Origin of the sequence: Roseobacter phycocola (assembly GCF_042055075.2) — a bacterium.
GTDB lineage: Bacteria > Pseudomonadota > Alphaproteobacteria > Rhodobacterales > Rhodobacteraceae > Roseobacter.
This window is the reverse complement of record NZ_CP194010.1, coordinates 3,244,304-3,266,842: the sequence shown is the minus strand read 5'-3', so window position 1 is coordinate 3,266,842 and position 22,539 is coordinate 3,244,304. Positions and strand designations below refer to the sequence as shown.

General features: G+C 61.2%; 23 protein-coding genes. 13 read left to right on the top strand and 10 right to left on the bottom strand.

Going from position 1 to position 22,539, the window contains the following annotated elements; all coding sequences use genetic code 11:
- The first annotated feature begins 111 nt into the window (after positions 1–111).
- Positions 112–459: a DUF2794 domain-containing protein gene (locus AB4K19_RS16210; RefSeq protein WP_375229315.1), complete on the top strand. Its 348-nt coding sequence runs from the start codon at positions 112–114 to the stop codon at positions 457–459.
- Positions 460–465: 6 nt separating this feature from the next.
- On the opposite strand, the gene AB4K19_RS16205 is transcribed toward AB4K19_RS16210, so the two are convergent.
- From AB4K19_RS16205 to AB4K19_RS16195, 3 genes are all read right to left on the bottom strand, one after another.
- Entirely contained in the window at positions 466–1,260 is a 795-nt protein-coding gene (locus tag AB4K19_RS16205) for a C40 family peptidase (RefSeq protein ID WP_375229314.1), read from the bottom strand.
- Entirely contained in the window at positions 1,257–2,639 is a 1,383-nt protein-coding gene (locus AB4K19_RS16200) for a leucyl aminopeptidase family protein (protein ID WP_375229313.1), read from the bottom strand. The genes AB4K19_RS16205 and AB4K19_RS16200 overlap by 4 nt, the downstream gene beginning before the upstream one ends.
- A gap of 64 nt (positions 2,640–2,703) precedes the next feature.
- Positions 2,704–3,084, bottom strand: coding sequence for a hypothetical protein (locus AB4K19_RS16195; RefSeq protein WP_375229312.1), 381 nt, complete (start codon positions 3,082–3,084; stop codon positions 2,704–2,706).
- A 147-nt stretch (positions 3,085–3,231) separates the two neighbouring features.
- Between AB4K19_RS16195 and AB4K19_RS16190 the strand changes: the two genes are divergently transcribed.
- Genes AB4K19_RS16190 through AB4K19_RS16175 form a run of 4 tightly spaced genes read left to right on the top strand, consistent with a single transcriptional unit; the run spans position 3,232 to position 5,679 of the window.
- Positions 3,232–3,882 (top strand): carbonic anhydrase, encoded by a 651-nt coding sequence (locus AB4K19_RS16190; protein ID WP_375229311.1) that lies wholly within the window; start codon positions 3,232–3,234, stop codon positions 3,880–3,882.
- A 58-nt stretch (positions 3,883–3,940) separates the two neighbouring features.
- Entirely contained in the window at positions 3,941–4,918 is a 978-nt protein-coding gene (locus AB4K19_RS16185) for a sodium-dependent bicarbonate transport family permease (RefSeq protein WP_375230913.1), read from the top strand.
- Between the two features lie 3 nt (positions 4,919–4,921).
- Positions 4,922–5,233 (top strand): P-II family nitrogen regulator, encoded by a 312-nt coding sequence (locus AB4K19_RS16180; protein ID WP_436398311.1) that lies wholly within the window; start codon positions 4,922–4,924, stop codon positions 5,231–5,233.
- Positions 5,234–5,268: 35 nt separating this feature from the next.
- A complete protein-coding gene (locus AB4K19_RS16175; protein ID WP_375229310.1) occupies positions 5,269–5,679 on the top strand; it encodes a hypothetical protein in 411 nt (136 codons plus the stop codon).
- Positions 5,680–5,768: 89 nt separating this feature from the next.
- On the opposite strand, the gene AB4K19_RS16170 is transcribed toward AB4K19_RS16175, so the two are convergent.
- The 5 genes from AB4K19_RS16170 to ade all read right to left on the bottom strand — a co-directional run bounded on the left by AB4K19_RS16170 (position 5,769) and on the right by ade (position 11,538).
- Positions 5,769–6,791 carry an aspartate-semialdehyde dehydrogenase gene (locus AB4K19_RS16170; RefSeq protein ID WP_375229309.1) on the bottom strand — a complete coding sequence of 341 codons (1,023 nt, stop codon included), beginning with the start codon at positions 6,789–6,791 and terminating at the stop codon, positions 5,769–5,771.
- Positions 6,792–6,911: 120 nt separating this feature from the next.
- Positions 6,912–7,688: an HpcH/HpaI aldolase family protein gene (locus AB4K19_RS16165; RefSeq protein WP_375229308.1), complete on the bottom strand. Its 777-nt coding sequence runs from the start codon at positions 7,686–7,688 to the stop codon at positions 6,912–6,914.
- Between the two features lie 156 nt (positions 7,689–7,844).
- Positions 7,845–8,135, bottom strand: coding sequence for an HU family DNA-binding protein (locus AB4K19_RS16160; protein ID WP_300033313.1), 291 nt, complete (start codon positions 8,133–8,135; stop codon positions 7,845–7,847).
- Between the two features lie 140 nt (positions 8,136–8,275).
- Complete coding sequence (locus AB4K19_RS16155) at positions 8,276–9,739, bottom strand: AMP nucleosidase (RefSeq protein ID WP_375229307.1); 1,464 nt, start codon at positions 9,737–9,739, stop codon at positions 8,276–8,278.
- Positions 9,736–11,538: an adenine deaminase gene (gene ade / locus AB4K19_RS16150; RefSeq protein WP_436398310.1), complete on the bottom strand. Its 1,803-nt coding sequence runs from the start codon at positions 11,536–11,538 to the stop codon at positions 9,736–9,738. Before ade ends, AB4K19_RS16155 begins: the two co-directional genes overlap by 4 nt.
- Positions 11,539–11,588: 50 nt before the next feature.
- On the opposite strand from ade, the gene AB4K19_RS16145 reads away from it, so the two are divergent.
- Positions 11,589–12,008 (top strand): VOC family protein, encoded by a 420-nt coding sequence (locus AB4K19_RS16145; protein WP_375229306.1) that lies wholly within the window; start codon positions 11,589–11,591, stop codon positions 12,006–12,008.
- Here the strand turns inward: AB4K19_RS16145 and AB4K19_RS16140 are convergent.
- A complete protein-coding gene (locus AB4K19_RS16140) occupies positions 11,978–12,868 on the bottom strand; it encodes a LysR substrate-binding domain-containing protein (protein WP_375229305.1) in 891 nt (296 codons plus the stop codon). The two genes, AB4K19_RS16145 and AB4K19_RS16140, sit on opposite strands and share 31 nt — an antisense overlap.
- Before the next feature lie 106 nt (positions 12,869–12,974).
- On the opposite strand from AB4K19_RS16140, the gene AB4K19_RS16135 reads away from it, so the two are divergent.
- From AB4K19_RS16135 to AB4K19_RS16105, 7 genes are read left to right on the top strand one after another with little or no spacing between them, the layout of a single operon-like run.
- Entirely contained in the window at positions 12,975–13,730 is a 756-nt protein-coding gene (locus AB4K19_RS16135; protein ID WP_375229304.1) for a class II aldolase and adducin N-terminal domain-containing protein, read from the top strand.
- Complete coding sequence (locus AB4K19_RS16130; protein ID WP_375229303.1) at positions 13,720–14,712, top strand: sterol desaturase family protein; 993 nt, start codon at positions 13,720–13,722, stop codon at positions 14,710–14,712. The genes AB4K19_RS16135 and AB4K19_RS16130 overlap by 11 nt, the downstream gene beginning before the upstream one ends.
- The gene (locus AB4K19_RS16125) at positions 14,709–15,677 is read left to right on the top strand and encodes a sterol desaturase family protein (RefSeq protein WP_375229302.1); all 969 of its coding nucleotides are present in this window, start codon (positions 14,709–14,711) and stop codon (positions 15,675–15,677) included. Before AB4K19_RS16130 ends, AB4K19_RS16125 begins: the two co-directional genes overlap by 4 nt.
- Complete coding sequence (locus AB4K19_RS16120) at positions 15,678–16,838, top strand: acyl-CoA dehydrogenase family protein (protein WP_375229301.1); 1,161 nt, start codon at positions 15,678–15,680, stop codon at positions 16,836–16,838.
- A 38-nt stretch (positions 16,839–16,876) separates the two neighbouring features.
- Positions 16,877–18,928 carry an acetate--CoA ligase family protein gene (locus tag AB4K19_RS16115; protein ID WP_436398309.1) on the top strand — a complete coding sequence of 684 codons (2,052 nt, stop codon included), beginning with the start codon at positions 16,877–16,879 and terminating at the stop codon, positions 18,926–18,928.
- Positions 18,929–18,930: 2 nt separating this feature from the next.
- The gene (locus AB4K19_RS16110; protein ID WP_375229299.1) at positions 18,931–19,710 is read left to right on the top strand and encodes a carnitinyl-CoA dehydratase; all 780 of its coding nucleotides are present in this window, start codon (positions 18,931–18,933) and stop codon (positions 19,708–19,710) included.
- A 42-nt stretch (positions 19,711–19,752) separates the two neighbouring features.
- Complete coding sequence (locus tag AB4K19_RS16105; RefSeq protein ID WP_436398307.1) at positions 19,753–20,607, top strand: SDR family oxidoreductase; 855 nt, start codon at positions 19,753–19,755, stop codon at positions 20,605–20,607.
- Here the strand turns inward: AB4K19_RS16105 and dxs are convergent.
- On the bottom strand, positions 20,604–22,532 hold the full coding sequence (dxs, locus tag AB4K19_RS16100) for a 1-deoxy-D-xylulose-5-phosphate synthase (protein ID WP_375229297.1): 1,929 nt from the start codon (positions 22,530–22,532) through the stop codon (positions 20,604–20,606). The genes AB4K19_RS16105 and dxs overlap by 4 nt on opposite strands.
- Positions 22,533–22,539: the final 7 nt, after the last annotated feature.

The window sequence follows — 22,539 nt, the reverse complement described above, 5'->3', positions numbered from 1 at the left end:
ATGTGTTTCCGATTTCACTCCCTGTTACTCAATCGGTAACATATCACCTGCGACCTGTATATCCTTTCGTACGGGGCTTGATTTGCAGGCCGAAGGGCGCAAGTCTGGGGTATGAATTATCAGGTGCCGCCTCAGGGCAATCTTCATCATCTGCCGCCGCAACAGGTTGCGTTTCACCGTGCCGAACTGTCGGTCATTCTGTCTCTGTATGGCCGCTTTGTCGCTGCAGGCGAATGGCGCGACTATGGTATTTCGTGCCTGAAAGAAGTGGCCGTCTTTTCCGTGTTCCGCCGCACGGCGGAAAACCCGCTCTACCGTATCGAAAAACGCCCGCGTCTGCGCGACAAACAGGGCATGTACGCAGTGGTGGGCATGGACGGTCAGATCATGCGCCGTGGTCACGACCTGCGCACCGTGCTGCGGGTTCTGGAACGCAAGCTGATCCGCGCGGTCGAGTAAACGGGCTTACGCCGGAACGGGCAACCGTTTGTGCGCAGTCACGGGGCCACCGTCCTGCGCCACGATCCGCGCAATTGCATCATCTGTCGGCTCAAACCGTACCAGCATGTGCCCTGCGTTGGCATGGATCAGCGTCGCATCATCCGTGACCAGCGCCACATGCCCCTTCCAGAACAACAGATCATTGCGCTGCGGTGGCGTGCCCTCTGGCAGAAGGGTGCCGAGCCAGGCCTGCTGCTGGTCGCTGTCCCCGGGGCAGTCAATGCCGCAGGACAGACAGGCGGCCTGCACAAGGCCGGAACAGTCAATGCCACTGCCTGTGTTTCCACCCCAGAGATAGGGCGTACCCTCAAAAATCGCCGCGACCGAGGCCGGATCGCTGGCCAGAACACCGGCCTGATGAACCTGCTGGCGGGGCACAAACCCCTGCGATGTTTCGATGAAAACGGCGGTTTCGCTGATCGCGGTCAGCCGGGACCCGAAACTCAGCACCATAGTTTCCGGTGATTTGATATCCGGGCGCGCATAAGCGTGGGCCAGCCGTGTGGTCACCTGGTGCGTGGGCGTCGCGGGCGGGCCAATGGCCGCGTCGGGCAGGTAGCCGCAGTAACCGTCGGCCGTGGCACGTACCAGCGCATGGCCGCCCGCGCGGTGCAGCACGGTGACACCGGCACCAAGCGTCAGCTGCCTGTCGCGGGGCCCGCCCGGCGTGCGCAGGAGGTCAGCCACCGGCACGGCGACGGCGGCCGGTTCATTCAGCGTGACAAGGCCTGGGTCCGGTGTCGTGCGCGGGTCGGTCATGCGCCGGCGAGGCCGGTGATCGTGTCGAGCAGTGCCCGGATGCCCTGGCCGGTGCCGCCTTTGGTCCGGGCCGGGGCATCGGAGGGGTTCCAGCCGTAGATATCGAAATGCGCGTAGGTGCTGTCGCCGACGAAGCGGCGCAGAAAGAGGGCGGCTGTGATCGAGCCTGCGAACCCGCCTTTGGGCGCATTGTCCAGATCAGCAATGCCGGGTTCGATCATCGCCTCATAGGGCGCGTGAAACGGCATGCGCCAGACCGGGTCGTCCGTTGCCGCCGCTTTGGCCTCAAAAGCGGAGACGAATTCCGTGTTGTCGCAATAATAGGGGGCCAGATCCGGACCGACGGCGACCCGGGCAGCCCCGGTCAGTGTCGCCATAGAGACGATCAGGTCGGGGTTTTCCTCCTGCGCCAGGGCCAGTGCATCGGCGAGCACCAGGCGGCCTTCGGCGTCGGTGTTGTTGATTTCAACGGTCAGACCTTTTCGCGATGGCAGGATGTCACCGGGCCGGAACGCATTGCCGGACACCGCGTTTTCGACTGCCGGAATCAGCACCCGGAGACGGATACCAGCCGCCGTGGCCATAAGCATATGTGCCAGGCCCAGCACATTGGCAGCACCACCCATATCCTTTTTCATCAGGGCCATCGACCCGCCCGGTTTGAGGTTCAGGCCACCGGTGTCAAAACAGACGCCTTTGCCGACCAGGGTGATCTGTGGGCCGCTGTCACCCCAGCGCATGTCAATCAGGCGCGGCGTGCGGTCAGAGGCGCGGCCGACCGTATGGATCAGCGGGAAATTCCCGGCCAGCAGGTCGTCGCCGTGGGTGACACTGATGGCAGCGCCGTGTCGCCCGGCCAGATCGCGGGCCGCCTCCTCCAGCTCTGACGGTCCCATGTCGTTTGCGGGTGTGTTGATCAGGTCGCGGGCCAGAACCTCGCCCTCGGCAATCGCCAACAGTCTGGGGACGTCAAGTGATGCATCAGGTGCCAGCCGTGCGTCCGGGCTGCGGGCAGTGGCGTAGCGGTCAAAGCGATATCCGGCCAGCAGCCAGCCCAGCGTTTCCGTTTCCAGGCGGTCAGCGGGCAGGCCCGAGGCAATCCGGTATGCGCCCGCAGGCAGCCGGGGCACTGCGGCGGCAAGATGGAAGCGCGCGCGGCTGCGTGTTGTGCTGTTGCCATATCCCGCCAGAGCCATTGAGACTGTGCCATCCGCCCCTGGCACCGCAACGGCCTGACCGATGGCGCCGGTAAAGCCGCTTGCCGTGACCCAGGCGGTGATGTCAGAGGATTTGTCTGCCAGCCAGTCATCAATCCCGCCCTGCTCAATGATGTGCAGTGGGACGGGATCGGTATCGGGGTCAGCGAAGGAGACAGACATGACAAAAGGCCTTTCAGGAGCGTTCTCCTGTAAGCCTAGACAGATCGCAGGGCGGTGCAAGCGATCAGATAGTGATGTCCTGGAGGTCCCAGATTGCGGTCAGGGACTGTTCCCCGATGCGCAGCAGCCGCGCCAGGGTTGCAGCGATGGCCGGTTCGTCACCGGAATCCACAGCGGAGATTACGTCCCCTGCCACCCGTGCGAGGACATGCATGCCGATCTGATCCGCGATTGCGATCAGCGATCTGGCGCATTTGCGCAGATCCTGGCGGCTTCCGTTTTTGTGCAGCCGTCCACAATGTGACAGACGCAGTGCCAGCTCTTCCATCGCGCGACAGACGACATCTTCGGCACCTGCCTCGCCCAGCTCAACATAAAGCGCGCTCAGCCGGTCCTGATCGACGTGCACTTTCTCATTCAGCCTGATTTTCAGGACTTGATCCATTTCACTCACCTTAATACGCACCCACCGCGTGTGATGGATATGGCACGCCATTTGTATCCAAAGGGTTGAGACGGCCCCATATTTTCGCTCGAATTTGTCGCGAATTCGGGTTAGTCGGGTACGACAGTTGCGCAAATCGGACGAATTATGGATCAGGCAAAACCGCTGCCAGGCTATCTGGTGCAACGGTATCACGGCTGGAAAGCGACCGGATACGCAGAAAATCAGGCCTGGTACAGGCATCTGGCCGCAGATGGCCAGCACCCCCGGGCGATGGTCATTTCGTGCTGCGACAGCCGCGTTCATGTGACGTCGATATTCGGCGCCGACCAGGGTGAATTTTTCATTCACCGTAACATCGCAAACCTGGTGCCGCCCTTTGCGCCGGACGGGGACCATCATGGCACGTCGGCGGCGGTAGAATATGCGGTGACGGTACTGAAGGTCACGCATCTGATCGTGCTGGGCCACTCGGGCTGCGGCGGGGTGAAGGGCTGCATTGATATGTGCTGTGGCAATGCGCCGGAACTGGAAGAAGAGCAGAGCTTTGTCGGGCGCTGGATGGATATCCTGCGGCCCAAATATGAGCTGGTTGCGTCTGAAAACGATCCGGCCAAACAGGCGCAGCAACTTGAAAAATATGCGGTTGTGGCGAGCCTCGAAAACCTGATGACCTTCCCGTTTATCAGCGAGCGCGTGGAAAAGGGCCGGCTGACGCTGCACGGTCTGTGGACGGATATCGGTGAGGGCGGTCTGGAGTGCTTTTTGCCCGAGCATAATGCGTTCCAGCCTGTTTAACTCTATGGGGTGAGTGTGCTACCTGGTGCCCGGGCAGAACGCGCTGAAAGGGCAGACCGTGGAGCAGATACTGACACTGGCAGGTAATAACCTGCTGTCGCCGATCATTCTTTCCTTTGCGCTGGGCGTGGCTGCGTCGCTGGCGCGTTCGGACCTGACGGTCCCTGAAGCAGCGGCCAAGGCGCTGTCGATCTATCTGCTTTTTGCCATCGGGTTCAAAGGCGGCGTGAGCGTTGCTGCCCATGGTATCGACCTGAAACTCGGTCTGTCGCTGGTGGCCGGGATTGTTCTTTCGGCGCTGTTGCCGCTGATCGCTTTTGCGCTGCTGAATATCCTGACCGGGCTCAGCCGTCTTGATGCGGCGGCGGTGGCTGCTCACTACGGGTCAATCTCGATCGTGACCTTTGTGGCTGCGACGTCGGTGCTGGAAAGCAGCGGGATTTCATCCGAAGGGTACATGGTGGCCGTGGCGGCCGCGATGGAAGCGCCGGCGATTCTTTCGGCACTCTGGCTCATTTCGCGTGGGGGCGATGGCCGGCGGATGGACAGCGATCTGTGGCGGGAAATTCTGCTGAACGGGTCGATTGTGCTGCTGGTCGGATCGTTTCTGATCGGCTGGGTCACGGGCGAGGACGGGCTGGCGGAGATTTCCAGCTTTATCGTGGCGCCTTTCAAAGGTGTTCTGTGCCTCTTCCTGCTGGATATGGGGCTGGTGGCCGGGCGTGGACTGCGCGGCGGCAGTGGCGTGCTGCGCCCCGGCGTGCTGGCGTTTGGCGTTCTGATGCCGGTTATCGGCAGTGCTTTTGGTCTTGCGGCGGGCCTGCTTCTGGGGCTCTCGCCGGGCGGTGTTGCCCTGCTCATGGTGCTGTCGGCATCCGCATCTTATATCGCGGTGCCCGCAGCGATGCGGGTGGCCCTGCCGGAAGCAAATCCGTCCATCTATCTGACACTGTCGCTTGGCGTGACATTTCCGTTTAATCTGACACTTGGTATTCCGCTCTACGTGGCGGTTGCCACAACATTTGCGGGAGGCTGAGGCATGCAAACTCACCAGGCCAAACGGGTCGAAATCACAATCGAGGCGATCATGCAGTCGCGCCTGACCGATGCGCTGACAGGTGCCGGTGTGACCGGGTTTACGATTCTCCCGGTGCTGGGGGGCTCGGGGCGGTCCGGTTCATGGACACGATCCGGTGAAATCGGCCGCGCTGCGGGCATGGTTCAGGTCATCTGTATCATTCGCCCTGAGCGGCTAAGTGCTTTACTTGACGCAGCTTTTGAGGTTGTGGAGCGCCATATCGGGGTGGTCAGCGTGGTTGACTGTGAAATCCTGCGCGCCGAACGATTTTAACCATTTATAAACTATAATTAAGCAAATCTGCCGGTATGAATAAACGTACCGTTACCGTGCAGCTTCCTGCTGACCTGGCGCTTGCCGTGCATGACCTGGCCACCGAAAAGGAAGGCACGGTCGGCAAGATTGTCGAAGACCTGCTGCAGGCTCATATCGTCAGCAAAAGATCGCCCCGCAAGCCCCGCGAGGAGCTGAACGAACGGCTGATCTTTGCGCTTCAGAAACTGCTGTTCCGCGATATGGCGGAGGCGTCCAGCTGGCCGGATCTCGACGCGCGGCTGCGCAAACACGGTTACTATCTGAAAGTGGCCTGGGGCGGTCTGTCACTGCATACGGAAACCAGCGGATACAAGCTCTGCAATACCCATGATCTGGGCTTTTCCTATGCGACATTCCTGCGCCGGTTCGGCCCGGGTAAGCCCAAGAACCCACGGGAAAACTGAGCGCTTTGTATCTGGTTTGAGCCGCGGCAAGCTGTAAAAAAACCCGCCCGGGCGCACCAGGCGAGTTTTTCTGTTCCATTGCGTGCTGATCAGCCCTTTTTGAGAACCTCACGGCCCAGCAGTTCGGCGATCTGGACAGCGTTCAGGGCGGCACCCTTGCGCAGGTTATCCGACACGCACCACAGGTTCAGACCATTTTCGATGGTGCTGTCCTGGCGGATGCGGCTGATGAAGGTGGCGAAATCACCTACGCATTCTACCGGCGTGACGTAGCCGCCGTCCTCGCGTTTATCGATCACCATGACGCCTGGTGCCTCGCGCAGGATGTCGCGTGCCTCATCTTCGTCGAGGAAGTCCTCAAATTCGATGTTCACGGCCTCGGAGTGACCGACAAAGACCGGCACCCGCACGCAGGTCGCTGTGACCTTAATCGCGGGATCCACGATCTTTTTGGTCTCGGCTACCATTTTCCACTCTTCCTTGGTCTCGCCAGAGTCCATGAAGACGTCGATATGCGGAATCACGTTGAAAGCGATCTGCTTGGTGAACTTGTTCGCCGGTTTGTCATCGGTCGGGTTGTAGATCGATTTGGTCTGATCCCAGAGCTCGTCGATCCCCTCTTTGCCGGCACCGGACACGGACTGGTATGTGCTCACAACCACCCGTTTGATCGTCGCGCGGTCATGCAGCGGCTTAAGCGCCACGACCATCTGCGCGGTTGAGCAGTTCGGGTTCGCGATGATGTTCTTTTTCGCGTACCCGTGGACGGCCTCCGGGTTCACCTCGGGCACAATGAGCGGAATATCCGGATCATAGCGGTAAAGCGACGAATTATCGATCACGACACAGCCCGCAGCGGCTGCCTTGGGCGCGTATTTCTTTGTCGCGTCAGAGCCTACCGCAAAGAGCGCGATGTCCTGGCCGGTAAAGTCAAACGTGTCCAGGTCCTTCGTCTTGAGCGTCGTGTCGCCAAAGCTGACTTCCGTGCCGAGCGACTTGCGGGATGCAAGTACCGTGAGCTCGTCCACCGGGAAGTGGCGTTCGGAAAGAATGTTCAGCATTTCGCGGCCCACATTGCCTGTGGCACCCGCAATAACGACGCGGTAACCCATCTGATTGACTCCAATATATGTGTGATGGTGCGCGCCTCTTATACCCGCGCGCCGCCGGTGGAAAGAGGGTGATGGCCGGAATGACGGTTGTGTGACGTCTGAACGCAGCCAGCGGCCGGGTCAGGTGCCGCCGTTTTTCCATTTCGCTGCGGTTTCTTTGCCGGTGTTGAGCAGCAGCGCGATATCCATCGCCACGGCAACAAAGCGCGCGCCTGCATCAAGAGAGTCGCGGATCATGCGATCGTCCGTGGTCAGAATACCCGGCGCTTTGCCTGCATCTGCGATCCGCTTCAGAGCGCCCAGAATCGTTTCCACCATGTCCGGGTGCATGGTCTGGCCCAGGTAACCCATGCTGGCGGACAGATCCGCGGGGCCGATAAAGACACCATCGACGCCTTCCACCGCGAGGATTTCATCGAGGTTGTCGAGACCGGTTTTGTTTTCCACCTGCACCAGCAGACAGATCTGGTCGTCGGCGGTGGGGCCGTAGTTTTCCATCTGCCCAAAGTCCGAAACGCGACCCACGGCATAGCCGACACCACGCGTACCGGCAGGCGGATAGCGGCAGGCCCGCACCAGTTCGCGCGCCTGATCGGCGGTTTCGACCATAGGAACCAGCACAGACTGGGCGCCTACATCCAGCACCTGTTTGATGATCCAGGTCTCGCCGATGGGCACGCGGACAACCGGATGGCTGTCGCTGCCTTTGAGCGCCATCATCTGGTCCCGGATGGAGCGGATGTCATTGGGCGAATGCTCGCCATCGATCAGCAGCCAGTCAAACCCGGCGCCGCCCATGATTTCCGCGGTATAGCCCTCGGCGATGCTCATCCAGCAGCCGAAAAGCGTTTCCCCTTCTGCGAGGGCTTTTTTGAAGGTGTTCAGGGGGGCGGGCATGGCTTTTCCTTATGTCGTCCTGCCGGTGCAGACTAATCCTGTGCGGCGCGGGATGGCCAGCGGTAATCCGCAGCGATCCCGCGGGACCGCGGGCCAGGGCAAAAGAAAAGGGCCGCTCCGCAGGCGACCCTTTAAGATACGTCTATGTGACGGATATCAGCCGTTGACGCTGTCTTTCAGCGCTTTGGCGATGGTCATTTTCACGACCTTGTCCGCTTCTTTTTTGAACTGCTCGCCGGTCGCAGGGTTGCGGACCATGCGCTCGGGGCGCTCGCGGCAGTAGATTTTGCCAACACCGGGGAGTGTCACGGCACCGCCGCCGGATACTTCGCGGGTGATCAGGTTGCAGACTGAGTCAAGTGCTGCGCCTGCGGATTTCTTGTCGGTGCCCATTTCCTCGGCCAGTGCGGCGACGAGTTGGGTTTTCGTCATTGGTTTCGTAGCCATTTTGTTTTTCTCCTTCGCTGCCCGAACAGTTGGGCCTCATGCGGGAAACCTAGCCCTATGTTGTGATCAAACACAACGATTAGTAGTGAAAATTAACGAAAAACATCGCAATTTTCGCCGAATTTTGGGGAAATCCGCCGTCAGAGGAAGGCAGTTTCCTCGAAAGAGCGCAATTTCCTGCTGTGGATGCGTTCCAGCGGCATCCCGCGCAGCTGTTCCATGGCCTGAATTCCGATCATCAGATGGCGTGCGACCTGTGTTTTATAGAAGTCTGAGGCCATTCCGGGCAGCTTCAGCTCGCCATGAAGCGGCTTGTCCGACACACAGAGCAGCGTGCCGTAGGGCACCCGGAAACGGTAGCCGTTTGCGGCGATCGTGGCGCTTTCCATATCGAGCGCCACAGCGCGCGACTGGCTCAGGCGCTGCACGGGGCCGGACTGGTCACGCAGTTCCCAGTTCCGGTTGTCGATGGTGGCAACGGTGCCGGTGCGCATGATGCGTTTCAGCTCGTAGCCTTCGAAGGCGGTCACCTGTGCCACGGCCTGTTCGAGCGCAATCTGAATCTCCGCCAGCGCCGGGATCGGCACCCAGACCGGCAGGTCGTCGTCCAGGACGTGATCTTCGCGCAGGTAAGCATGGGCCAGAACAAAATCGCCCAGGGCCTGGCTGTTGCGCAGGCCGGCACAGTGGCCAACCATCAGCCAGGCATGCGGGCGCAGCACTGCGATGTGGTCGGTGGCCGTTTTCGCGTTCGACGGGCCAACGCCGATGTTCACCAGCGTGATGCCGGAGCCATCTTCGCGTTTGAGGTGATAGGTCGGCATCTGCGGGGTTTTGTCAGCCGGTGCCAGCGGTTCATCACCGCGTGTGATGATGGCATTGCCGGTGGAGACAAAGGCTGTGTAACCCGAGCCTGGATCATCCAGCTGCGCGCGTGCATAGGCCTCGAATTCGGAGACATAGAACTGATAGTTCGTGAACAGAACGTGGTTCTGGAAATGGTCCGCATCGGTCGCTGTATAATGGGACAGCCGGGCCAGCGAATAATCCACCCGCTGCGCGGTGAAGGGGGCAAGTGCGCCCACGCCGTCCGCCGGTTTGTAGGTGCCGTTGACGATATCGTCGTTGGTCGTGGCGAGGTCCGGCACGTCAAAGACATCCCGCAGGGTGAAATCCGCGGCACCTTCCTGGGGCACGGTGATGTTCGGATCGCTCGCAACGGCGAAATGCACGGGGATCGGTGTTGTCGACGGGCCGATGATCACCGGCTGGTCATGGTTGCAGATCAGCAGATCAATCTGCTGGGTCAGATAGGCGCGGAAGAGATCGGGCCTGGTGATTGTGGCCGCATAACTGCCGGGCGTGGAGACATGGCCAAAGCTGAGCCGGGTGTCGACCTGGGCATAGCTTGAGGTGCTGAAGGCGACCTGCGGGTAAAAGGCCCGGACCCGTGCGCCGGGCGCGCCGGAAGCCATTGTCTCAACAAAGTGGCGGCACAGGAATTCAGTAGCCTGGGTGTAAAGTTCTTCGAGACGGGCCACAGCGGCCTTTGCGTCACGGAATTCTTCTGCGGGCAGTGCCGCGGGGGTGAGTATGTCGTTCATGATACGGGTTCCAGTACAGGAATGAATTCAAAGGTGCGCACATCGACCAGTCCCAGGTCGGAGATACGCAGTTCGGGGATAACCACGAGGGCCAGCAGCGAATGCTGCATGTAAGCGTTGTTCAGGGTGCAGCCGCAGGCACGCATCGCATCCATCATCCGGTCTGCTTTGGCGGCGACGTCGGCCGCCGGGCTGTCGGACATCAGACCGGCGATCGGCAGGTCAACCAGGGCCAGCTCCTCGCCGTCTTTGTAAAGGACGATACCGCCACCGACCTCGCCCAGACGATTGGCCGCAAGGGCCATGTTGTCCGCGTCTGTGCCGACAACGATCATATGGTGACTGTCATGCGCCACGGTCGAGGCCATGGCCATCGGCCCCTCGTAGCCGAAGCCGGAGACAAAGGCGTTGGTGACCTGCCCTGTGGCGCGGTGGCGTTCCACCAGCGCGATCTGGCAGACCTCTCCGGTGGCCTGAACGCGGCCTTCGGTGACCGGCAGTTCGAATTTCAGCGCGCGGGTCGGCGCCTGGTTTTCAACGACGCCGATCACATTGGCGGTGACGGCATTGGCACCTTTGGGCGCTGTGATGGCAAAGTCATCTGCTGAAAGTTCTTTGCCCATATGTACCGTCTGGCGCGCGCGCTGCGGCCAGTCATAGTGCGGGCAGTCCACCAGACAGGTACCGTTTTCGGCGACCAGCTTTCCACGGGCGAATACCTGTTCAATGGGCAGTGTTTTCAGATCGGATGTCAGGATCACATCGGCGCGGCGCCCCGGTGTGAGGCTGCCGATCTCGCGTTCCAGCCCGAAATGGGTGGCGGTGTTGATCGTCGCCATCTGCAGCGCCACCAGCGGATCACAGCCGCAGTCGATGGCGTGGCGCAGGACGCGGTTCATGTGCCCGTCATTGATAAGCGTGCCGGAATGGCAGTCATCGGTGCACAGGATCATGTTGCGCGGATCGAGGCCCTTTTCGATGATCGCTGTGATCTGGCTTTCAACGTCATACCAGGCGGAGCCCAGCCGGATCATAGAGCGCATGCCCTGCCGCATACGGGCGATGGCATCCGCCTCGCAGGTGCCTTCGTGATCGTCCGCCGGTCCGCCCGCGACATAGCCCGCGAAGGCCGGGCCAAGGTCGGGCGAGGCATAGTGCCCGCCCACGGTTTTACCGGCGTTCTGGGTAGCAGCCATTTCGGCCAGCATTTTCTGATCGGCGTTCGAGACGCCCGGAAAGTTCATCATCTCGCCCAGACCGATGATGCCGGGCCAGGTCATCGCCTCGGCCACGTCGTCGGGGGTGATTTCATAGCCAGTGGTTTCCATACCCGGCGCGGAGGGCGCGCAGGAGGGCATCTGGGTAAAGATGTTCACCGGTTGCAGAAGCGCCTCGTCGTGCATCATCCGCACGCCGTCGAGGCCCAGTACGTTCGCGATTTCATGCGGGTCGGTGAACATAGATGTCGTGCCGTGCGGGATTACTGCACGGGCAAATTCCGCCGGTGTGAGCATGCCGGATTCGATATGCATATGTCCGTCGCAGAGGCCGGGGATCATATACCTGCCGGCCGCATCGACGATTTCAGTGTCTGGCCCGGTGCAGTAGCCGGCGTCCGGCACGACGCAGGCAATGCGGCCCGCTACAATGGCGATGTCGTGATTTTGAAGAATTTCGCGCGTATGGACGTTGACCCAGGCGCCGCCTTTGATGATCGTGTCCGCGGGGGACCGTCCTGTTGCAACGGCAATCAGTTCTGCAGCGGTATCGGGCCAGGAGGGAAAAGGAACATGCGTCATGTCCCTGATTGACACGGGTCCGGGCGATGTTCAAGCGGGGAGCCGGCAGAATGGATTATGAAACGGTCTCGGCAGAGGATTTCGGCAAATCCCTGCGCGGCATCGGGCTGAACCTTCTGGTGCGCGATGTTCGGGCGACCAGCGGCTTTCTTGAGGCTGTCTTTGATGTGGGCGTGCATCGCCTGAGCGATGACTTTGCGATTATCACCAGCGGGACGGAGATGTTCCAGCTGCACAGCGACGGCACTTATGCCTCGAACCCGCTTTTGAGCATCCTGCCGGAAAATCCGCCGCGCGGTGCAGGCATTGAGATCCGTTTTTACGACATTGATCCGGATCGGGCGGCGGCACGGGCCGAGGCGCTGGGCTTTATGGTGCTGCAGGCGCCAACGGACAAACCGCATGGTCTGCGCGAATGCTACATCCTGTGCGACGATGGCTATGCCTGGGTGCCCAGCCGCCCGCTGTAGAACGCGGCAACCTCGCGGCGGAGCCAGTCGGTAAAGGCGCGGGCGGCGGGCATGTCCTGTGCCCGGGGGCTCTGGATCAGGTAATAGGCCTCCTGCATCACCGCGCGATGGGCAAAGGGCGTGATGAGATGGTCCCTGTCGATCAGCCCGCGCGCAATGGCATCGTGACCGAGGGCCAGCCCGCCGCCACTCATCGCAACGGACAGAGCGACGGAATAGGTGGTGGCGTAGGTCACCGGCGGATCCGGCCAGGCCATCCCCTGTTCTTCGGCCCAGACGGTCCAGGTGCCCATCATGTTGGAGCAGTCATAGAGCGGGTGCTTTGCCAGATGGTCCATCGAGACCGCGTAGCCTGGCGCACAGACCGGATAATAGTGATCGGTCGCCAGAAGTTCGGCATAGACCCGGTCCGACGGCCGCAGGGAATAGCGGATTTCGACATCGGCGCTTTCCACGATGTCCCTTGGTTCCCAGAGTTCGGTGGCGATGTTCAGCTGGACGCCGGGGTGCAGGGCACGGAATTCGGGCAGGCGCGGGGCGAGCCAGTGAATCGCAAACGTCAGGTTGCACTGGATATGCAGCACATCGTTTTCGTTGCGGGTCAGCGCGCGGGTGCCATGAGCCAGCGTCCGGAAGGCGTCGCGGACCACGGGCAGATAGCTGATCCCGGTCTGCGTCAGCTCCAGCGCCCGAACCCGGCGGTGAAAGAGCGGCCGGCCCAGAAATGCCTCCAGCGATTTGATCTGCTGGGAGACGGCGCTCTGCGTCATGTTGAGGTCCCGGGCAGCGCCGGTGAAGCTCAGGTTCCGGGCTGAGGCTTCAAATGCGCGCAGCCAGTTCAGGGGCGGTAGTTCGGACATTCATAACCCATGCATAAGTTCAGCTAATGCATAGCTTGTGTTTTTTTCGTTGGTCAAGCGGGGCAGGTGCGTGGTGAGATATGCGCGGCTGAATGGAGGAACCGGCATGTCCGTCACAGAAATGCGCCCGAACATGGAAAACTGGCAGGAACGCGTGGATATGGCTGCGGCCTTCCGCTGGACCGTCCGGCTGAACATGCACGAGGCGGTGGCGAACCATTTCAGCCTGGCGATCAATGATGACGGCACCCGTTTTCTGATGAACCCGAACCAGATGCATTTCTCGCGGATCAAAGCGAGTGATCTGATCGTGGTGGATGCCAATGATCCCGACACGCTGGAAGGGCCGGATGCGCCGGATCCGACCGCCTGGGGTCTGCACGGCGGGCTGCACCGGCACTGCCCGCACGCGCGTTGTGCGATGCATGTGCATTCGCCCTATGCCACGGCACTTGCCTCGCTGGCAGACAGCCGTCTGCCGCCGGTGGACCAGAACGCCGCGATGTTCTTTGACCGCGTGGTGATTGACGAGAACTATGGCGGGCTGGCGTTTGAGGAAGAGGGCGAGCGCTGTGCGCAGCTCTTTGATGATCCGAAAAAGAAGGTGATGGTGATGGGCAACCACGGCATCATGATCATCGGCGATACGGTGGCCGAGACCTTTAACCGGCTCTTTTATTTTGAGCGTGCCTGCCAGACCTACATGATCGCACTGCAGACCGGCAAACCGCTGCGCGTGCTGCCCGACGCGATTGCCGAGAAAACCGCGCAGGAGATCGAACAGTACCCGGAACAGGACATCCGGCATCTGGCCGAACTGAAGGCGATCCTCGATGAGGAAGGCTCGCCCTATGCCAGCTGATTTTGATGCCGGCGGCGAGACGGCGCGCTGGCATTACCATCCGGGCCGGGCTGTCGCGAACAACCCGCTGTTTGCCTGGCCGCCCCGTCCACGTGCCGTACTGAAATGGTACGCTGCCTACTGGCTGGCGATCTCGACGACCACGCTGACGGTGGTGGTGTCGGTGGCGGTCTGGTTTGCAATGCTGCCTGCGCTGGGCGAGATGCAGGCATTCGCTCAGGGCTGGATGTTCCGCGTCTGGCTGGCGAACCTGCTGCCGATGCTGATCTGTGCGGGCGGGCTGCATATGTGGCTCTATCACTGGCGGGCGCAGGACAAACGGACCAAATACGACCCGCGCGATCTGGCCCGGGACAACGGGTCTTTTACCTTCCGCAACCAGGTGCTGGACAACATGTTCTGGTCGCTGGCCAGTGGCGTCACACAGTGGACCATTGCGCAATGGCTGGTGTTCTGGGCCATGGCCAACGGTTGGGCCCCGGCGTTTCTGTTCCCGGAAAACCCGGTCTGGTTTGTGCTGATGTTCCCGTTTCTGGTGATCTGGTCGAGCTTTCATTTCTATTGGGTGCACCGCCTGCTGCATGTTCCGGCGCTGTATAAAATCGCCCATGCGCTGCATCACCGGAATGTCAATGTGGGTCCCTGGTCGGGGATTTCGATGCACCCGGTTGAGCATTTTCTGTTCTACACGAACTTCCTGATCCACCTGGTGGTGCCCAGCCATCCGGTGCACGTGCTGTTTCACGGCTACATGCAGTCGGTGCACCCGGTGTTTTCCCATTCGGGTTTCGATCAGCTGGTGGTCCGGGACCGCGAACGGGCGAAGATGGGGGATTTTTTCCACCAGCTGCACCACCGGTATTTTGAATGTAACTACGGCACGGTCGAGATGCCCTGGGACCGCTGGTTCGGTTCGTTCCATGACGGTTCAGAACAGGCCACCGCACAAACCCGTGCCCGCAAAAAGCAGATGTACACATGAGCACACGACAGGAATGGAACCACCGCCCCGACGGTGCGATTGAGGTCTCGCCGCTCTGGCAATGGCCGCCCCGGCCGCTTGCGGCACTGAAATGGTACGCCGACAGCTGGTTTTTTCTGACCATCAACATGGCCATTCTGGCGCTCGCCTTTGCCGCCTGGAAGGTGGCGAGCCCGTCGCTGGATCAGACGGCGGCGCTTGCACCAGGCTGGATCGCGATGATCTGGGTGCGGAACCTGGTGATTGTCACAGTTGTCGCAGGCACGCTGCATCTGTGGTTCCACAGGTATGCGCTGCAGGGCCAGGAGCTGAAATACGACCCGCGCCCCTTTCCGCGCAAAGGGCGGATGTTCACGCTGAATGATCAGGTGCTGGACAATATGGTCTGGACGCTGGCCTCGGGCGTGACGGTCTGGTCCGCGCTGGAGGTGCTTATCTGGTGGTGCATGGCCAATGGCATTGTGCCGGTCACGACATTTGCTGAGACACCGGTCTGGTTTGTGGCCTTCTTTTTCCTGATCCCGGTCTGGGAGAGCTTCTATTTCTACTGGATTCACCGGCTGCTGCACACCGATCTGTTTTACCGTTTTCACGCGCTGCATCACCGCAACACGGATATCGGACCCTGGTCGGGGCTCTCGATGCATCCGGTGGAGCATCTCTTTTATTTCGGTACGGTGATCATCCATTTTGTGCTGCCCACGCATCCGGTGCATCTGATTTTCCATCTGATGTTTTACGGGCTGCTGGCGATCACCTCGCATACGGGCTTTGAGGGGCTTTTGTTCCGGAACAGAAAAAGGATGCATCTGGGGAATTTTCATCACCAGCTGCACCACCGGTATTTTGAGGTCAACTACGGCAATCTGGATGTACCCTGGGACAAGCTTTTCGGTTCGTTCCATGACGGCACGGACGCAGGCAAAGCGGCCATGAAGGCGCGTCTGCAGGCAAGGAAGAGATAAATGCTCTACGGGCTTTCTGATGAACATCAGATGATTGCGGAGACGGTCCGCAGTTTTGTCGAAAACGAGATTTACCCGCATGAAGAGCTGGTTGAGCGCACCGGCAAAGTGCCTGATGAGATCGCGCAGGACATTAAGCAAAAGACCATCGATTTAGGGTTTTACGCCTGCAATTTCCCGGAAAGTGTTGGTTGTGCGGGGCTGAACCATCTGGAATTTGCCATTGTGGAGCGCGAGCTGGGGCGGGGGTCGATGGCGCTCAATCACTTCTTCGGGCGTCCGCAGAACATTCTGATGGCCTGCGAGGGGGATCAGGTGGAACGCTATCTGATGCCCGCGGTGCGGGGCGAGAAGATGGATGCGCTAGCGATGACCGAACCCGGTGCGGGGTCGGACGTGCGGGGCATGAAGTGTTCGGCGGTGCGCGATGGCGACGACTGGGTGGTGAACGGAAGCAAGCATTTCATTTCGGGCGCGGAGCACGCTGATTTCATTATCGTGTTCATTGCCACCGGAGAGGATCAGACGCCGCGCGGCCCGAAAAAGCGGATCACCGCGTTTCTTGTGGATCGGGGCACGTCCGGCTTCACGATCCGGGACGGTTATAAGTCCGTCAGCCATCGCGGCTATAAGAACATGATCCTGGAATTTGATGACTGCCGGTTGCCGGACGCGCAGGTGCTGGGCGAGGTGGACGGTGGGTTCGAGGTGATGAACACATGGCTCTATGCCACACGCATCACCGTTGCCGCCATGTCGGTGGGCCGGGCACGGCGCGTGTTTGATTATGCGCTGAATTACGCGGCCGAGCGGGAGCAATTCGGTCAGAAGATCGGGAAATTTCAGGGCGTGAGTTTCCAGCTTGCGGATATGATCACCGAGATTGATGCGGCTGATCTGCTGACGCTGGCGTCGGCCGACCGGCTGGACAGGGACCTGCCTGCGAACCGTGAGATCGCGAGTGCCAAGCTTTTCGCTTCTGAGATGCTGGCGCGGGTCACGGATGCGGCCATTCAGGTGCATGGTGGTATGGGTCTGATGGATGACTATCCGCTGGAGCGGTTCTGGCGGGATGCGCGGGTTGAGCGGATCTGGGACGGGACCAGCGAGATTCAGCGTCATATCATCAGCCGTGATGTGTTGCGGGCGCTGGGAGCCTGAGTCTTTGGGCCTTCGGCGAGGATATTTGGGGCCAGAAGATGCAGGGTGCCGTGATGCAGCGTGATCTGTCGCGTCTGCTGCGCCCGCGGTCTGTTGCGGTGATCGGCGGTGGCGGCTGGTGTCGTCAGGTTCTCCGGCAGCTGAAACGGATGGGCTTCGATGGCGACGTCTGGCGCGTTCATCCGCGTCCTGATCCCGTTGAGGGGGTGCCGGCCTTGGGCGGTCTGGCGGATTTGCCCGGGGTGCCCGATGCGGTGTTCATTGGTGTCAACCGCCATCAGACGGTTGATGTGGTCCGGGCACTGTCTGCGATGGGGGCGGGGGGTGCTGTCTGTTTTGCCTCCGGGTTTTCCGAAGCTGTGGGTGAGGATGCGGCGGCGGGTGATCTGCAGGTGGCATTGACCGAGGCAGCGGGTGATATGCCGGTGCTGGGCCCCAATTGTTATGGGTTCATCAATGCCTTTGATGGCGCGCTTTTGTGGCCGGATCAGCATGGCTGTGAGCGCTGTGAGCGCGGTGTTGCCATTCTGACCCAGAGCTCGAACATTGCGATCAATCTGACGATGCAGAAGCGCGCCCTGCCGCTGGGCATGGTTGTGACCTGCGGAAATATGGCTCAGACGACGCAGGCGGATATTGCAATGGGTCTGCTGGATGATCCGCGCGTGACAGCGATCGGGCTGCATATCGAAGGCTTTGGTGATCCTGTCGCCTGGCACCGCGTTGCACAGCGGGCGCGGGCGCAGGGTGTGCCGCTGGTTGCGCTGAAAGCGGGGGCGTCCGAGCAGGCGCGGCAGGCCACGGTGTCGCATACCGCATCGCTTGCCGGAAGTGACGCGGGTGCGCAGGCGCTGCTGGATCATCTTGGGATTCCGAGGATCAGGGACCTGCCGACATTTCTGGAAACACTGAAAGTGCTGCACAGTGCCGGTCCATTGCGGTCGGGCGCCCTGGCATCTATTTCCTGTTCTGGTGGCGAGGCCAGCCTGATCGCGGATACGGCTGAGGGCCGGGATGTCTTTTTCCCGGGGCTGGACGAGGCGCAGAGAGACGCGCTCGGGCGCGCGCTTGGTCCGATGGTCGCCCTGGCCAATCCACTGGATTATCACACGTATATCTGGGGCGATGCAGAACGGATGACAGCGGCATGGGCGCCGATGGCTGCGGGTCACATTGGTTTGTTGCTGATCATTGTGGATTACCCGCACACGGATGCGACGGACTGGGTGAGCGCAACCGAAGCAGCCATCGCGGTACGACAGGCCGGAGACTGCCCCGTTGCGGTTGTGGCGACACTGCCGGAGCTGATGCCGGAAGATGTGGCGGCGCGCCTGATGCAGGGTGGTGTGATCCCGCTCTTCGGCCTGACGGAGGCTGTACAGGCGGCGGAGGCAGCAGCGGCTGTGAGGGCGCCGCAGGATGCTGCGCCATTGACTGCCGGTGTGGATCGGGCAGGTGGTGTGCTGACGGAAGCGGAGGCAAAACAGGTGCTTGCACAGCATGGGATGGCAGTGCCGCTTCATGTGCGGTGTCTGCCGCAGGACGATCCCGCGCAGGTGGCCAGAGAGTTGGCAGCACCGCTGGTTCTCAAGTCCGAAGGGTCGGCGCATAAATCCGACAGTGGCGGTGTGCGGCTTGGATTGCAGCATGCGGCGCTGGAAGGCGCCATGCAGGAAATGGGCGGTGCGTCCTGGCTGATCGAAGAGATGGTCAGCGGTGCGGTTGCCGAACTGCTGATCGGGGTGATGCGGGATGAGGCGCATGGGTTTGTGCTGTCGCTTGCAGCCGGCGGGGTGATGACGGAGATCCTGCAAGACCGCACCTCGCTGCTGCTGCCGGTGACCGCGCACCAGGTGCATGATGCGCTGCGTGGCCTGCGGTGCTGGCCGTTGCTGCAGGGATACCGGGGCAGGCCGGCGGCGGATGTGGATGCCGTCGTCGCGGCGGTGATGGCGCTGCAGGATGCTGTGATTGCGCTGGCGGACCGGATCGGCGAAGCTGAGATCAACCCGCTGATCTGTACGGAAACTGCTGCTGTCGCAGCGGATGCGCTGATCGTACTGGCACCGGAAAATAACGCACAGGAGTGACAATGGATCCGATCAGAACAGAAACCCGGGGGGCGATCCTGGAGGTGACACTGGACCGGCCTAAGGCCAATGCGATCGATCTGGTGACGTCACGCCGCATGGGCGAGGTGTTCGCAGGGTTCCGGGACAACCCTGACCTGCGCGTTGCAGTGATCACCGGCGCGGGGGAGAAGTTTTTCTGTCCCGGCTGGGATCTGAAGGCGGCGGCCGATGGTGATGCGGTGGACGGTGACTACGGGGTCGGAGGCTTTGGCGGCCTGCAGGAGTTGCGCGATCTCAACAAGCCGGTGATCGCAGCAGTGAACGGGATCGCCTGTGGTGGGGGGCTGGAGCTTGCGCTGAGCGCGGATATGATCATTGCAGCCGATCATGCACAGTTTGCGCTGCCCGAAATACGCTCCGGCACTGTTGCGGATGCGGCATCTGTGAAACTGCCGAAACGCATTCCCTATCACATCGCGATGGAACTGTTGCTGACCGGCCGGTGGTTTGATGCCACGGAGGCAAAACACTGGGGGCTGGTGAATGAAATCGTGCCTGCCGCAGATCTGATGACACGGGTGCGCGCGCTGGCAGACCTGCTCGCATCGGGCCCGCCGCTGGTTTACGCGGCGATCAAGGAGATCGTGCGGGATGCAGAGGATGCGAAGTTCCAGGATGCGATGAACCGGATCACCGGACGGCAGCTGGCCACTGTTGACCGCCTTTATGCCTCCGAGGATCAGCTGGAAGGTGCGCGTGCTTTTGCAGAAAAACGTGATCCGGTCTGGAAGGGGCGCTGATCAGGGCTTGCGCAGGGCCACGGTGGGGGCCACTTTCCTGTCATGAGTAAAACGCTTCTTTCTCTCGGGCATGGGTTCAGTGCCCGCGCTCTGGCGGCCCGGCTGGTGCCGCAGGGCTGGCGCGTGATCGGCACAACGCGTTCTGAGGAAAAAGCGGACGCGATCCGGCAGACGGGTGTTGAACCGCTGATCTGGCCGGGCGCTGATCTGTCGGACTGTCTCGGTGCTGCAGACGCGCTGCTGATTTCGGCGGGCCCGGGTCCGGACGGGGATCCGGTTCTGGCGGAGTGCCGCGAAGCAGTTGCGGCGGCGGCCAGTGGCTTTGAATGGGCCGGGTATCTGTCCACCACGGGTGTCTACGGAGACCATCAGGGCGGCTGGGTCGATGAGACCGCAGCCCTGACACCGGCGACCAAACGCGGTCAGGCGCGGGTCGAGGCCGAAGCGGCCTGGCAGGCCATTCCCGGTCTGCCGCTGCATATCTTCCGGCTCGCAGGCATTTATGGCCCGGGGCGTGGGCCGTTTGCCAAAGTGCGGAACGGTACTGCCCGGCGGATCATCAAAAAAGGTCAGGTTTTTTCGCGCATTCATGTTGATGACATCGCGCAGGTGCTTGAAGCGTCGATGCAACGCCCGCGTCCGGGTGCGATTTACAACGTATGCGACAATGACCCGGCGCCGCCGCAGGATGTTCTGGCCTATGCGGCGGAACTGCTGGATGTGCCCCTGCCGCCGGCGGTGAACTTTGAAGAGGCGGACATGACGCCTATGGCGCGCAGCTTTTATGCCGAGAGCAAGAAAGTCAGCAACGACCTCATCCTCAATGAGCTGGGGGTTGAGCTGATGTATCCTGATTACCGCACCGGCCTGCAGCAGATGCTGGCGCAGGAAACCTAGGCCCGCGCTTCGCCGATCTGGGCGATCCCCAGTACAGACAGCACTTTGCTTTCGATGTCGGCGGCGTTCATACCCGCGACCGAGTACATGTCCGCCGGGCTGGCCTGATCAATGAAGATATCGGGCAGGACCATCGAGCGGAACTTCAGGCCGCTGTCGAAGACACCCTCGTCCGCCAGAAGCTGGGAAACGTGGCTGCCAAATCCTCCCACTGCACCCTCTTCGATGGTGATCAGGGCCTCATGGTCTGCCGCCAGCTGCAGGATAAGATCCCGGTCCAGCGGTTTGGCAAAACGGGCATCGGCGATGGTCGGCGTGATGCCACGCGCGCGCAGCGCTTCGGCGGCTTTCTCTGTCTCGGACAGGCGCGTGCCAAAGGATAGTAGGGCGACGCGCGCACCGGCCGCAATGATCCGGCCTTTGCCGATTTCCAGCACCTCGCCCCGTTCGGGCATGTCGACACCGTTGCCTTCGCCGCGCGGGAAGCGGAAGGCAATCGGGCCGTCATCATGCGCGGCGGCGGTGGCTACCATGTGTTTCAGCTCCGCCTCATCGGCGGCGGCCATCACGACGAACCCGGGCAGGTTGCTCAGATAGCCGATGTCAAAGGAACCCGCATGCGTGGCACCATCTGCCCCCACAAGTCCCGCGCGGTCGATGGCGAACCGGACCGGCAGGCGCTGGATCGCGACGTCATGCACCACCTGGTCATAGCCGCGCTGCAGGAACGTGGAATACATCGCGCAGAAGGGCTTCATCCCGCCCGCAGCCAGTGCGGCAGAGAAGGTCACGCCATGCTGTTCAGCGATGCCGACGTCAAAACACCGGCAGGGGTAGCGTTCCGCAAAGAGGTTCAGACCGGTCCCGTCGGGCATGGCCGCGGTCACAGCGCAGATTTTGTCGTCACCCGCGGCTTCCTGCAGCAGGCTTTCTGCAAAGACCTTTGTATAGCTCGGCGCGTTGGAGGGTGCTTTTTTCTGCTCTCCCGTGACCACATCGAATTTCGCGGTGGCGTGGCCTTTGTCACGCGCGGTTTCGGCGGGAGCGTAGCCCTTGCCCTTTTTGGTCAGCACATGGATCAGAATGGGCCCGGTGGCCCGCGATTTCACGGTGCGCAGAACAGGCAGCAGCTGGTCCATATCGTGCCCGTCGATCGGCCCCAGATATGAAAAGCCCAGCTGTTCAAAAAGCGTATTGCCGACGGCCATGCCCTTGAGCACATCCTTGGCGCGTTTGGCCCCTTCGCGGAAGGGCTCGGGCAGCAGGCTGACCGCCCCTTTTGCAGCGGCTTTCAGGTCCTGGAACGGCTCTTCGGCATAAAGGCGGCTGAGGTAAGACGACATGGCACCAACGGGCGGGGCAATCGACATCTCGTTGTCGTTCAGAATGACAATGAGGCGTTTTTTCAGGTGGCCCGCGTTGTTCATGGCCTCGTAAGCCATGCCGGCAGACATCGAGCCATCGCCGATCACCGCAATGGCGTCCCCCAGACCTTCGGGCACGACGCCGCCCAGATCGCGCGCTGTGGCAAAGCCCAAAGCAGCAGAGATCGACGTCGAACTATGTGCCGCGCCAAAGGGGTCATAGGGGCTTTCGCTGCGTTTGGTAAAACCGCTCAGGCCATCTTTCATGCGCAGCGTCCGGATGCGGTCGCGGCGACCTGTCAGGATTTTATGCGGGTAACACTGGTGCCCCACATCCCAGATCACTTTGTCCCGCGGGGTATCAAACACTGCGTGCAGCGCCACGGTCAGCTCGACAACGCCCAGACCTGCGCCCAGATGGCCACCGGTGACGGACACCGCAGAGATCGTCTCAGACCGCAGTTCATCCGCGACCTGCCGCAATTCGCGGTCGCTCAGACCTTTCAGATCGGCAGGGCGCGCGATCCTGTCCAGCATCGGTGTGTCGGGTCTGTCGGCCATGTCCGGT